Source organism: Asticcacaulis sp., assembly GCF_020217185.1.
In the GTDB taxonomy this organism is placed as follows: domain Bacteria; phylum Pseudomonadota; class Alphaproteobacteria; order Caulobacterales; family Caulobacteraceae; genus Asticcacaulis.
The window spans coordinates 1-12,186 of record NZ_JAIWNX010000295.1 but is presented as its reverse complement, the minus strand read 5'-3'; the positions used below and the strand labels follow the sequence as shown (position 1 = coordinate 12,186).

Annotated in this window: 9 protein-coding genes; 3 read left to right on the top strand and 6 right to left on the bottom strand. The window is 60.5% G+C overall.

Features of this window, described 5'->3' with window-relative positions; genetic code table 11:
• The 4 genes from LDL37_RS15115 to LDL37_RS15100 form a co-directional block, all read right to left on the bottom strand.
• Positions 1-782 (bottom strand): MoxR family ATPase (locus tag LDL37_RS15115; protein WP_290799646.1); only part of this gene is annotated, 782 nt, incomplete at its 3' end.
• The gene (locus LDL37_RS15110; protein WP_290799645.1) at positions 783-2,348 is read right to left on the bottom strand and encodes a hypothetical protein; all 1,566 of its coding nucleotides are present in this window, start codon (positions 2,346-2,348) and stop codon (positions 783-785) included.
• Positions 2,348-3,097 carry a hypothetical protein gene (locus LDL37_RS15105; RefSeq protein WP_290799644.1) on the bottom strand — a complete coding sequence of 250 codons (750 nt, stop codon included), beginning with the start codon at positions 3,095-3,097 and terminating at the stop codon, positions 2,348-2,350. Before LDL37_RS15105 ends, LDL37_RS15110 begins: the two co-directional genes overlap by 1 nt.
• 134 nt (positions 3,098-3,231) lie before the next feature.
• Positions 3,232-5,616 (bottom strand): TonB-dependent receptor, encoded by a 2,385-nt coding sequence (locus LDL37_RS15100; protein WP_290799643.1) that lies wholly within the window; start codon positions 5,614-5,616, stop codon positions 3,232-3,234.
• A 368-nt stretch (positions 5,617-5,984) separates the two neighbouring features.
• On the opposite strand from LDL37_RS15100, the gene LDL37_RS15095 reads away from it, so the two are divergent.
• From LDL37_RS15095 to LDL37_RS15085, 3 genes are all read left to right on the top strand, one after another.
• Complete coding sequence (locus LDL37_RS15095; protein WP_290799642.1) at positions 5,985-8,306, top strand: EAL domain-containing protein; 2,322 nt, start codon at positions 5,985-5,987, stop codon at positions 8,304-8,306.
• A 624-nt stretch (positions 8,307-8,930) separates the two neighbouring features.
• A complete protein-coding gene (locus LDL37_RS15090) occupies positions 8,931-9,308 on the top strand; it encodes a c-type cytochrome (protein WP_290799641.1) in 378 nt (125 codons plus the stop codon).
• Between the two features lie 97 nt (positions 9,309-9,405).
• On the top strand, positions 9,406-10,623 hold the full coding sequence (locus LDL37_RS15085) for a multidrug effflux MFS transporter (protein ID WP_290799640.1): 1,218 nt from the start codon (positions 9,406-9,408) through the stop codon (positions 10,621-10,623).
• 13 nt (positions 10,624-10,636) lie between these two features.
• Here the strand turns inward: LDL37_RS15085 and maiA are convergent, their stop codons facing one another.
• Together maiA and LDL37_RS15075 are read right to left on the bottom strand one after the other, a co-directional pair.
• Positions 10,637-11,266, bottom strand: coding sequence for a maleylacetoacetate isomerase (maiA, locus tag LDL37_RS15080; RefSeq protein ID WP_290799639.1), 630 nt, complete (start codon positions 11,264-11,266; stop codon positions 10,637-10,639).
• Positions 11,263-12,015 carry a Crp/Fnr family transcriptional regulator gene (locus LDL37_RS15075; RefSeq protein ID WP_290799638.1) on the bottom strand — a complete coding sequence of 251 codons (753 nt, stop codon included), beginning with the start codon at positions 12,013-12,015 and terminating at the stop codon, positions 11,263-11,265. The genes maiA and LDL37_RS15075 overlap by 4 nt, the downstream gene beginning before the upstream one ends.
• Between the last annotated feature and the right edge of the window lie 171 nt (positions 12,016-12,186).

The window sequence follows — 12,186 nt, the reverse complement described above, 5'->3', positions numbered from 1 at the left end:
GCCGCCCGCGCCAGCAGCGCGCCAGAGCGCGGCGAGGCCCCGACCGCCAGTGACGGGCTTTCGCGCGTGGCGCGTATCAGGCTGACGATATAGTCGAGATTGGCATCATTGAGCCGCACCGTGGTCACCACGCGGATCGCTTCGGCCAGGGTCGCGGCATCCAGCACCGCCTCGATACCCGCCTGTTCCGGATCGAGCGTCACCGCCGAATTGCCCGCCTCGTCGATGATGCGGCGTTCTTCGCTGGCCGACGGATAGCCCAGCACGTGCTTGAACAGGAAACGGTCCAGTTGCGCCTCCGGCAACGGATAGGTGCCCTGCTGCTCGATCGGGTTCTGGGTGGCGATGACCATGAAGCGGTCGCCCAGATCGTAGCGCGTGCCATCGAGCGTCACCTTGCGCTCCTGCATGGCCTCCAGCAGGGCGGCCTGCGTCTTGGGTGGCGTGCGGTTGATTTCGTCGGCCAGCAGCAGATCGCAGAAGATCGGCCCCTTGGTCAGGGAGAAGGTCGAGGTCTGGAAGTTGAACAGGTTGGAGCCCAGAATATCGGCCGGCAGCATGTCCGGCGTAAACTGGATGCGCCCGAAACGCAGGGACAGCGAACGGCAAAAGGCCCGCGCCAGCAGGGTCTTGGCCGTGCCCGGAGGCCCTTCGAGCAGCACATGGCCCCCGGAAAACAGGGCGGTCAGCATCAGCTCGACCGTATCGGCCTGACCGATGATGACCTTGCCGATTTCGCCCTTAAGGCGCGCCGCAAGGCCGTGAACGTCGGAAATCTGCATCTAGCGCTCCGTTATCTGGTGCTTCCAGGCGTGCAGACGGCGCGCCCAGCTCAGCAGTTGCATGGGGTTGGAAAGGCGGTCCGCCTCGGCCCTGAGGGCGCTGTAGCGTTCCGGGGTATTATGTTTTTCGCTCAGGCGCTCGGCCAGTTCGTCCGGCCCAGCACTGTGGCGGCCGAGGCCCAGCGCTTTCAGCGCCTGATCGCGCACCAGTTGCGCATAGGCCGGGGCCAGTTTCGGCTCACGCCCGGCCTTGGCGATCAGGCGCGCGGCATTGTCGGCCAGCACGGTGACACCGCGCCCGTGCGGCGTATCAGTGGACGGATCATGCGCCGGACCAAAGCGCGAATAGGCCGACCACAGCATGGCCAGAGCCAGCACCAGCAGGCATAGAGGTACGCCGATGAAGGGGGCGCGCGCCACATGGTGCATCAGGTTCTGTTCATAGGCCAGATTGTTGAAGGTCACGTCGAACGCCACGGTCTTCGCACCCGGCGCAATGGCCTCAATGATGGACAAAGCCCCCGCCACCCGCTCCGGGTCAGCGAGCATCTGATTGTCCATCAGATCCGGCTCGCTGAGCAGATAGACCGGGGCCTTGAACGGCTTTTCGCCCGGCATCGGATTGACGCGCGACAGCAAGACCTCACCGTCCGGCCCCAGCAATAGCGGCGTCAGGTTCGGCCCGGTAAGAGACTGCAAACCCCGGATGCGCCCGCTGGTATAGGCCTTGGTCAGGGTGGTCTGACCGGCGGCGGGCGTCAGGGCATAGGATTTGTAGCGACCCAGCGGTGCGCGCCCAAGGGCATAGTTCAGCCGCTGATAGGTGATCTTATAGCGGGTTTCGCCGTCTTCCTGCACGCTCTGCTTGGTGACAGGCGACAACAGGGTCAGTTGCGAAAAGACGCGATTGGGAGCCTGAAAATGCGGGTTGATGTCCCAGCGCGGGTGCGACGGCATAGGACTGGCGGACCATTTGGGGGCGACGACCAGCACCACCTTACCGATGGGCTTATACAGCAGACGCTCGGCCTTTTCGGCGCTGGGCGTCGGCCAGTAATCGTCGGCCTTTTTCGCCTCCATGTCGGCCTGAAACGAGGTCGAAGAGGCTTCCTGCGCGGCCTGCGAAGCCGAGGCTTCGGCCTGAGCCTGCTTCAGTTTTTCCTGCCTTTGCGCGCTGGTCTGAGATGAGGAGGTGGCGCTTGCGGACGCAGAGGCACTTTCCTCCGGCACCGGCTGAGGCTCGTAATATTCCGGGTCGTCGTTGAACAGCGCGTCATCGCCATCCAGCGTGACGATAACCAGATCGCTGACCTTTTGCGGTCCTGTCTCTTGCCGCGACAGGGTGGTCTTGTAATTCGATGCCTCAAGAACGTCGCGCAAGCCCTTGAAACCCTGTGCCGAATAGCCGGTGATATTGGCCGCCTGCCCGCGCCCGGCGGGTTCCAGATGCGGTGTGATCAGCACGAGCCCAATCATCAGGAACAGGCCGGCGATCAGCACACCGACAACCACGGGCAACAGACGACTGGCCGGCGGCAGGCCTTTTTTCACGAAGGGCAAGCGCATTACTTCGTCCCCTTCGGCAGGTGCTCTGAGGCAACGAAATCAACATAGGCCTTGCGGCAGGCTTCAAAGCCTTCACGCCCGACGGGGATGCCGGCAAAGAAGCTTTTTTCGGCCCAGCGGGTGATTTCAGCATAGGCCGGGCGCGCGTCTTCCGGCAGCAGCGGGTGTTTGCCAATGTCGCGCGCGGAATAGTGTTTGCGCACCAGATCGGGACGATAGGCGTTGAGGTCAGCCACCGAGCGCTTGAGCAGCAGATGCACGGCCTCATCATACTGGCCCTTTTCGGCCAGGGCGTCGATTTCCTCGATCAGGGCGGCCGCGGTTTCGGCGGTCGGTCGCCACGGCGCATCGGCCTTCAGGCCGTCACGTTGAAACAGGCGCTCGACCTTGCCCGCAATAAAGGCGCGCACCAGCGGCGACAGCAGCAGGATAACCAGCGCAAACAGCAGGAGATACAAAAGCCAAGGCAGAATGGGCGCGATGGGTTCCAGCAGGTCGCCAAAAAACTTGCTGACCTTACCCAGCCATTCCAGAAAGGCCTTCAACCAGCCAATATCGGCTTCCTTGGGCGGCGGGGTATTGGTGAAGCGCGTTTGCAGCAGGCCGTTTTCGTTGACCTTGCGGATCAGGGCCTCGGCAGACGAAACATCGGCCGCCGTCACGCTGTCCGGTGCAGGCTGCGCCACGGGGGATGGCGCGCTGGCCGCTGCCGACGCAGAGGCTTCGGTCGTGATGGCCGTCGCACGCATAAGACCCAGTCTTCCCCCATACTTTATCCCGACCATAAGGGGTAAAACCGCGCGGGGTCAACCCGCTTCACCTCCCGCATTCCGGGGAGCCGACCAGAGAAAAGGCGATGACCGGCGCCATCGCCTTAAAAGGATCAGAAACCACCCCCGGGGTTGTTTCCGCCCCCGCCGCCACCCCAGTTACCGCCCCCCTGCCCGCCGCCTTGACCACCGCCACCGGGCCCACGCCCGCCCATGCCGCGGCCGGTTATGCCAAAGGGGTTAAAGCGCAGGCCCACCATGAAGGTGGTGCCGCCAGTATCGCGTTCGGTAAAGCTGCGGACCGTTTCATTGCTGGTAAAGGTGCGCGCCTTGCCCTGCCCCTGCGCCGTAAAGGTCAGGGTGAGTTTGGCATTTAACGGACGGCTGTAGGAGCCCTGCCAGGTCATCGGACGTTCGGTATAGCCTTGCCCATTCAGCGTTCTGACGGGTGCGTTCAGAGTCAGTTGCAGCGTATCGCGTGGCGTCACGCTATAGCGCGCCCGAATGCGTCCGGTTACCGAGTCCTGCTCGGTGACGGTGGCCACCGTGCTGGAGCGCGGCGGCTGCGTCTCGTGCTTGGCGGTCGATTGGATATTAATGCTGAACTTGGTCCCCCAACGCTTGTCGATCTGGAAGTCCATCCCGGTTTCGACACCTTCGCCACCGTTTTCAACGCTGGTCAGCAAAACATCATCGCTGGTGTCCGTCGGTGTATTGTTCGGATCGATATAGACCGTGCGGTTGACGATAATCCCTTCCGTCACCCGATAGAAATAAACGGCACTAAAGAGAAAGTTTTTGGCCCGATCATTATATTCGTAGCGCAGTTCATTGGCATGGGTTTCGGCAGGCTTAAGGCCCGGATTACCCTGACGGGCGCTGCGCTCGCTGTTGTAGATGATCGCCGGATTGAGGTTATCTATATTCGGCCGGCTGACGCGGTGGCTGTAGTTATAGCGGATTTTTGACTTGGGGCTCAGCACGTATTGGGCCGCAAAACTGGGGTGGTAATTCACATAGCTGGTCTCGAAGAAGGCCTGATCATTGCCCGATGGATTGGGGTTGTACCAGACCTTGCGGTTCAGGCTGACATGGGTTTCTTCGACCCGCAACCCGCCCTGCACGTTCCACTTTTCACTCAATTCCCGTTGATAATTGACGTAAAACTCTCTCTGGTCCTGATCGCGGACCACAGAGTTGGTTCGTCGCGCATTCAGCGTGCGGATACCCGTCAAACGGTTGGTGTCATATTGGCTGGCATCACGCGACCCGCTACGCGAGTTCAGGTCAAAGCCGGTCGAAAAAATCCCATTCCAAAGGGGGCGTGTATAATCGGCGCTTAAGGACAGGGTCGAATCCTCACCCAGCTCGACATTTTCCTGCACGACGCTGCGGCTGGTTGTGACCTGATAGGTGAGGTCGGCAAGGTTATTCTGTGTTGTCTCGCCTTTGGTGACCCGCAAATCGGCCCGGAAGGTTTCCCCTTCCTGATCGCCTTTGTGGTTGAACCCCAGACGCGCGGAGGCCTGACGGGCTTCGTTGGTATTGTTGCGTACACCGTCGTACCGCTCGCTCAGCAGGCCCGCCGCATTCAGGTCTTCGGTATAGTCCTTGCTGTTGGTGCGGCCTTCACTCTGGTTGTACGTGCCTTCGAGCGTAAACGTATCTTTCTGATTAGGCGCGTATTCGACATTGCCCCTCAGCCCGTAATTATCGTTTTCTGACCGCGTATTGCCCCCGGAAGTGGTCGTCGTGTTGCCGCTGCTGCGGATATATTCGCGGGAACTGCTGGTCGAGCCCCGATTGGCCCCATGCTGGATATTGAGCCCCCCTGAGAAGGACAGCGTCCCTTTCGCCCCCAGATCCTTGCCCGCACCGCCTTGCAGCGCGAGCATATAGCGTCCGAAGCTTCCGGCATTGGCCAGAACAAAGAGGTTTGGCCGCAAACCACGCCCCGGCCTCAGATTGATATTGATGATACCGGCCCCGCCTTCGGCCCCGTACTGGGCACCGGGGTTGGTCATGACCTCAACCGTATCAATATCCTCGGCGGGCATGGATTGCAGGGTCATGCCACGAAAATTGCCTTCGGTGCGCGCCGAAGGCTTGCCATTAATATAGACCTGAACGTTGGAATTGCCGCGCAAGGTCACATTGCCCTCGGCGTCCACCTGCACGCCCGGCGCCTTGTTCAAAGCATCGGCCGCTGATGACACCGGCGTGTCGGGATCGGTCTTGGGGTCATACACATCGCGGTCGATCTTGGTGAGCGGGCGGGCGGCCGTGACGGTCACGGTTTCTACCGCCTCACCAGTTCCCGTGGTGGGGGCGGCCTCTGCCGGTTTGGCGGCGGGTTTGGCCGGCGCTGGCTGCGCCTGAGCGGGGGGCGGGTTTGGCGTCGTCGCAGGCGCTGTCTGGGCAAAGGCTGGCAGGCTCATCATCAGACCGAGGGCGCTGGTGGCCAGCCAATAGCGCGTGTAGTGCGGGGGCATTTTCATTTGTGGAATTTCTTTGTCTTTTATTTACACAAAAACGGGCGACCCGTGCGGGTTGCGCTGAGGATTGATACGCGCACCCCGACCTGAGCCGTCGCCGTTGCGGCTTTTTTGTCTGCGAACACAAACTCCTGTAGCAAAAATACTACAATTTAAGTGGTGCGTCCTTTATTCTGTCATATCCATTCCACAGGCCGCGCAAGCCCTCTCTACAGTCAAAACCGAAAGTATAGAGAACGCCTTTATCTGGACAAAGAGGCTAGAATTATAGTTAATCAAAAGTCAACATACAAAGCTGATGTAAAATTTTCACGCAGTTTGCAAAATACTAACACATTGAGGGCATTGTGGCGTTGCCGAGGTATTGCATCATGACGTCACCCAACACCCCGACTTCGTTCAAGGATCGCATCCGCAAATCAGTCGCCCTGATCGTGCTGCTGGTTGTGTCGGCGGTACTGACCCTTATCGAGCTTGGCCATCCGCTTGAGCTGTTTCTGCGCGCGGCCCGCAACTCCTTCCAGAAAATGCCAGTCAGCGGTGAAATGGTCGTCGTCGGTGTCGATGACGAAGCCTTGTCTTCACTCGGCCCCTGGCCGTGGAAGCACGCCCACATGGCCGGCCTGACCGAGCGCCTGTTTGCCGATGGGGCGCGCCGCGTCTTCTTCATGACGCCTTTGACCGATCAGGGTGAAAGCCGCAATCGCCTGCTGGCCGACAGCTTTGCGCGTTATCCCGGTCGCGTTTTTGTCAGCGCCAAGGCCGATTACAGGCTGGGACCCAAGCGCGTGACCTATATCCTGCCGCCGGATATCGTCCGTGACGAAGCGCAGACCGTATCTCTGGTGCGCTATGTGGCCTTCTGGGGCGGTTTTTCCAGCATCCCGTACAAGACCGACGTTGAAGGTCAGGCCCTCGATTCCATCGAATCCGTCCTTTCGGGCGTTTACGGCAGCACGCAGGAACGCTTCCCGATCAACTATGCCTTCGACAGCAGCACCGTGCCCTATACCAGCGCCGCCGATGTTCTGAGCGGCAAGGCGCGCGCCAACGCGTTCCGTGGCAAGGATGTTGTTGTCGGATTCAACGCCCCAAGCCTCGGTGAACAGATGCGTGTTCTGGGGCAAGGACATAAATCCCCTGCGGCTACGGTCGTTGTTTTGGGCGCGGAAACCCTCAAACACGGACGCCCCCTGCAACTGGGCTGGCTGCCGGGCTGGCTGTTTGCCGCCGTTATCGCCGCCTGCCTGCTCAGCCCCGGTATGAAGCGCGGCAAGCGTCTTCTGATGCTCGGGGCCGTGGTCACCCTGCTGGTCGTGCCAGGCGTTCTTGAACGCTTCAATATCTTCATGGATATTATGGGCGGCATCACTCTCTTGCTGCTGACGGGCGTCTATGTACTGTGGCGTCGTTTTGGTGCGCAGGAGAAGAAGGGCGGCACCATCAACCCGGTGTCAGGTCTTTACACGCCCAATGCCATCCGTCACGAAGACCGTCTCGATGGGCGGCAACTGGTCGCCGCGCGTATCCGCCGCTACGCCGAAATGGTCAGCGCCCTGCCGCCAGAGGCCGAGCGCCTGCTGGTGAAGGAGATCGTGGCGCGCCTCGAACTGGGGGCCGGTGGGGCTCAGCTCTATCACGGCGACGACGGTAACTTCTTCTGGCTGTCGAACCTGTATGACCATGACCTGCTGATCGAGCAATTCACCGCCCTGCACGTCATCTTCCGCAGCCCCATACGTTTTGCGCGCAATTCCTTCGACGTCGATATCTCCTTCGGCGTGGATCGCGAATTCGACCTGCCCGTTTCACACCGCCTGACCAGCGCCCTGGCCGCGGCCCACTCGGCCGAGCAGGATGGCACGCGCTGGCGTCTGCACGATCCGTCGCAGATCAGCGAAAAGGAATGGAACCTGTCATTGCTGGGCGAACTGGACGACGCGCTGGACGCCGGCAAGATTTGGGTGGCCTATCAGCCGAAGATGGACCTCTACAGCAAGGAATTACTGGGCGCTGAGGCACTGGTACGCTGGACGCACGAAACGCGCGGCCCGGTCAGTCCGCTGGAATTTGTCGAAATGGCCGAACGCCACGGGCGTATCGACCGCCTGACGGATTTTGTGCTCAATGACGCGCTGAAAGTCGCCAAGACGGTCCTGCTGACCAAGCCGGAATTCCGTATCTCGGTGAATATTTCGCCCAGTCTTCTGACCTCGCGCGACATCATGGACATGGTGAAGGCTGCGCTCGACCGTCATCAGGTGCCGCCGTCGTGCCTGATCCTCGAAGTGACCGAGACGCACGCGATTGCGCAGAACGAAACACCCAGCCTGCTGATGGCCGAATTCCGCGACATGGGGATCGGCCTGTCGATCGATGACTATGGCACAGGCCTGTCCACGCTGGAATATCTGCGCAAGATTCCGGCGACCGAACTGAAGATCGACCGCCGCTTCACGCAGGACATCTGCGAGAACAAGGCCGATCGCGCGGTGATGAAGTCCACCATCCAGCTGGCGCACGCGCTCGGCATGAAGGCGGTGGCCGAAGGGATCGAAACCTTGGAAGTCCTGTCGCTGCTGGCGCGCATGGGCTGCGATACAGGTCAGGGCTACTATATCGCCCGCCCGATGGACGCCAAGGCGTTCCTGGCGCGCATGGCGGCCGAAGCTGAACAACTGCGCCACGGCTAGATCATTATGATTTCTGGTAGAAACATAATGATCTAGATTTTTGTTTAGGCCCTCGCCGGGCGGTAGCTTCGCCACCTTGGCCGCCGTCTCAATGGCGGCTTGAGCGGAATGATTCCAAGAAAAATCATTCCGCTCTAAAATCCAGCTACAGTAAAACGTCACGACCCGCTGTCTTCTGACAGCGGGTCTTTTTTACTTACGCTAATCCGCTTTGGCATAGCTTTTGCAGTGAAATGACGCCTGTTAACCTTGTTGCGCAGGTATCGCGGCGAAATGTCACTCATCCCTGACTGCGTTTATTTTGATTTCCTTGCACAATTCGTCAGTTGCGAGAAAAAACGGGTTAATATGGCGTAAAAATTCTTGGTTAATGCTTGTCAACGCGTTTAGAAAGTGTTAACCATGCACGCACAGCGATAGGGCTGTTTAGCGTGATCAAGTGAGGCATATCATGTGGGATTGGCTGTTCGGATACTGGTTCTAATACCAGTCTAAATACTTTCGGAAGGCCCCCTTTGCGGGGCCTTTCTTGATTCTGTGCGCCGGATCTGACGTTGAATTCCGTATGTACGAGGGCAGAGAGCCTGTTAAAAACACATAGACCAAACCCTCTACAGGATTGCCATGACCCGCATTTTGAAAGGCCTGATGCCACTAACTGGCGCTTTGCTGCTGATCGTGTCCCTCACTCCGGCGCAAGCTCAGGACGCTGTTGCCGGTAAAAAGGCCTTCGGGGCCTGCATGTCCTGCCATTCGGTGAAGCCGGGGGCCACGGGCATCGGCCCGTCTCTGGCCGGCATTGTCGGCAAGAAGGCCGGGACCAATGACCCGAAATTCAGCTACTCAGCCGCGATGAAGAAGGGGCCGGTATGGAGCGAGGCGCAGCTGGACCGCTTTCTGGCTGACCCCGGCGGCACCCTCCCCGGCAACACCATGTCCATGGCCCCGACAAAGGACGCCAAAAAGCGCGCTGATATCATAGCCTATTTGAAGGCGAACTGAGCCCCCAACCCGGAGCCCTGCCTATCGGCCAAGATATTCAACTTTTCTCAAACTCGTAATTTCTTTCGTAGCGTCATCCGGCTATAGGGGGCGCGTCATGTTCAAGCTCCCCCCCAAGGACATCCCGCCGTTCCCCGAATTTGTCGCCATTATCGCCGCCTGTATGGCAGCGACGGCGCTGAGCGTGGACACCATGTTGCCGGCCCTGCCCCCTATGGCGACGGATTTCGGCATCGACAATGCCAACCGCATGCAGCTGATCATCTCGGTCTTCTTTATGGGCATGGGCATAGGTCAGTTTCTGTGTGGCACGTTATCGGACTGGCTGGGACGACGCCGCGTGCTGCTGGGCGGGCTGATCGTCTATGTTCTGCTGTCGCTGACCGTGTCGCTGGTCACCGATATTGAACACATGATCCTGTTGCGCTTTTTTCAGGGCGTGGCGGCGGCCTCAGCCAATGTCATCCCGCGCTCGGCCATCCGCGACCTCTACTCCGGCGCGCGCATGGCCAAGGTGCTCTCGACCTCACACGTCATCTTCATGGCCGTACCGATCATGGCTCCCAGCCTGGGTCAATTGATTATGCTTGCCTTTCCGTGGCGCGGCATCTTCCTGGCGCTGACAATCGCCGGCCTGCTGGTCTTCCTGTGGGTGTGGGTACGCCTGCCGGAAACCCTCCCGGCTGCAAAGCGTTTTGCACCTTCACCGGGCAAGTTTATTCGCGTGGCCGGCTACATCGCCTCTGAGCCTACGTCTCTGGGGTATGGGCTGGCCGTGATGGTGATGACCGCTATGATCCTCTGCTACCTCTCGATGATGCCGCAGATATTTGAAGAGGTGTTTCACCAGCCGGGTTATCTGGGGCTTGTCTTTGCCCTCTGCGCCGGAGCCATGGCGGTCGGGGCCTTTATCAACATCCGGCTGGTCGAGCGATTGGGGACGCGCGTCATATCACACCGCTCGCTGACCGCCCTGATCATCCTCTCGGCCGTGCATGTGGTATGGGCTCTGCTGGGCTATGAAACGCTGATCAGTTTCACACTTCTGCAGGGCCTGACCATGATGTGCATGGCCATGTGCACCTCCAACTTCACAGCCATTGCCATGGAAAAGGTCGGTCACGTCGCTGGCACAGCCGCCTCGCTTCAGGGCATTTTGCAAATGGTCGGCGGCGGCCTGATCGGGGCGTGGATCGGTCAGTTCTGGTCCGGCGGCGTATGGCTTCTGCCGCTGGCAGCTATGGGACTGGGTCTGACAGCCATCAGCATCATTCTGGTGGTTGAAAAGGGTCGGCTGTACCGCAACCCGGTCTAGGGTCCAAACCCAATCATTCCGCGTCGGGTTGCCGCTCAGGTCGCGTGGCGTCAAAGGCCGGATGGCTCAGACAGGCGGCTTCGGCATCCCTCAGACGCGGCCAGCGCAGTTCGACCCCAAAGCGGCGGGCATTGGCCATCTGCGGCACCAGAAAAACGTCAGCCAGAGTCACCTGCGGACCGAAACAGTAGGGCCCCGCCTGCCCTTCCAGCAGGACCTCACAGGCGTCGAAGCCCGTGGCAATCGTCTCCTGCGCCCACGCCCTGACGCCCGTGTCGTCCTGACCCAGCGCCTTGATCCGGTTGAGGACACGCAGGTTCTGCACCGGGTGGATTTCGCAGGCGATGGCGTAGGCAAAGGCGCGGATACGCGCCCGCTCCAGCGCGCTGCCGGGCAGAAGCGGCACCTGCGGATAGACCTCCTCAAGATATTCGCAGATGGCCAGAGACTGGGTCAGTATCTCTCCATCTTCGACCTCCAGCGCCGGGACCAGACCTTGCGGATTGACCTTCAGATAGGCAGGCGCGCGCTGATCCCCGTGACGCAGGTGAACAAAAACCTGATCATAGTCGAGACCTTTCAGCGCCAGCGCGATACGCACACGCCAGGCGGCCGAGGAGCGGAAATAGCCGTGCAGTTTCATTTCGCCGTTATCTCATCGTCTTCCGGCGCGGGATAGACCCCGGCCAGCACTTCGTCAAAATGGGCGCGCACCTGATTGGCACAGCCGCAGGCGCGCTGCCTGAGCCCGGCCGGATCGCGGATTTCGACCCGCCCGCGCACGGTGGCCAGCAGGCCGTCCCGCTGCAACACGCCCATGACACGGCTGACATAGGCCCGCCCGACTCCCAGCATAGACGACAACTGATCCTGCGTCAGCGGGATTGTCGCCGTCTCTGTACGGTCCAGCGCCAGGGTCAGCCAACGCGCCGCGCGCTGTTCGATAGTGTGGGTGGCGTTGCAGGCCACCGACTGAAACACCTGTGCCAGCAGGCAATCGGAATAGCGCGCAAAGAAGTAGCGCAGCGTCAGGGATTCGGCCTTCAGCGCCTCCAGCGTCTTCAGATCAATGCGCAGCAGCTTGCCCGGAAACTGCACCTCGGCGCAGGAAAAGGCGGGCAAACGGCCCTGACTGACGATGCCGCCAACGGCTCCTTCGCGCCCGACCAGCGCCGTTTCGACCCCGCGCCCGTCATCCAGCAGCACACGGAAACCCACCAGGGTGGGTCCCAGCGGAAACCAGGCGTGGCGCACCACGTCCCCGGCATTGAACAGGACCATGCCGCGCGGGGCTTCGATCACCTCCATACGCGCTTGCAGCCGCATCCGGTCGGCGGGGCGCAGCGCCATCAGCAGATTGCTGCTCAACAGTTCGGGGTGGAGCGTGTCCATCGGGGGGCCTCATCACGTTTGCCCTTTATGTGTACGAGTGCACATACAATGCCGCCATGTCGGGTTAGGCACGCGGTCGCAAGGTTTCAATAAAACCGGCTTCTTCGAAAGGTCCGCACATTTATGGCGTCCGCCGCCCCCCTTATCCTGCTGGCCGAGCCGCACCCCCCC

Bases quoted from the DNA above. Each gene is read 5' to 3' on its own strand.
- LDL37_RS15110 (WP_290799645.1), bottom strand. From the start codon at position 2,348: ATGCGCTTGCCCTTCGTGAAAAAAGGCCTGCCGCCGGCCAGTCGTCTG.
- LDL37_RS15105 (WP_290799644.1), bottom strand. From the start codon at position 3,097: ATGCGTGCGACGGCCATCACGACCGAAGCCTCTGCGTCGGCAGCGGCC.
- LDL37_RS15100 (WP_290799643.1), bottom strand. From the start codon at position 5,616: ATGAAAATGCCCCCGCACTACACGCGCTATTGGCTGGCCACCAGCGCC.
- LDL37_RS15095 (WP_290799642.1), top strand. From the start codon at position 5,985: ATGACGTCACCCAACACCCCGACTTCGTTCAAGGATCGCATCCGCAAA.
- LDL37_RS15090 (WP_290799641.1), top strand. From the start codon at position 8,931: ATGACCCGCATTTTGAAAGGCCTGATGCCACTAACTGGCGCTTTGCTG.
- LDL37_RS15085 (WP_290799640.1), top strand. From the start codon at position 9,406: ATGTTCAAGCTCCCCCCCAAGGACATCCCGCCGTTCCCCGAATTTGTC.
- maiA (WP_290799639.1), bottom strand. From the start codon at position 11,266: ATGAAACTGCACGGCTATTTCCGCTCCTCGGCCGCCTGGCGTGTGCGT.
- LDL37_RS15075 (WP_290799638.1), bottom strand. From the start codon at position 12,015: ATGGACACGCTCCACCCCGAACTGTTGAGCAGCAATCTGCTGATGGCG.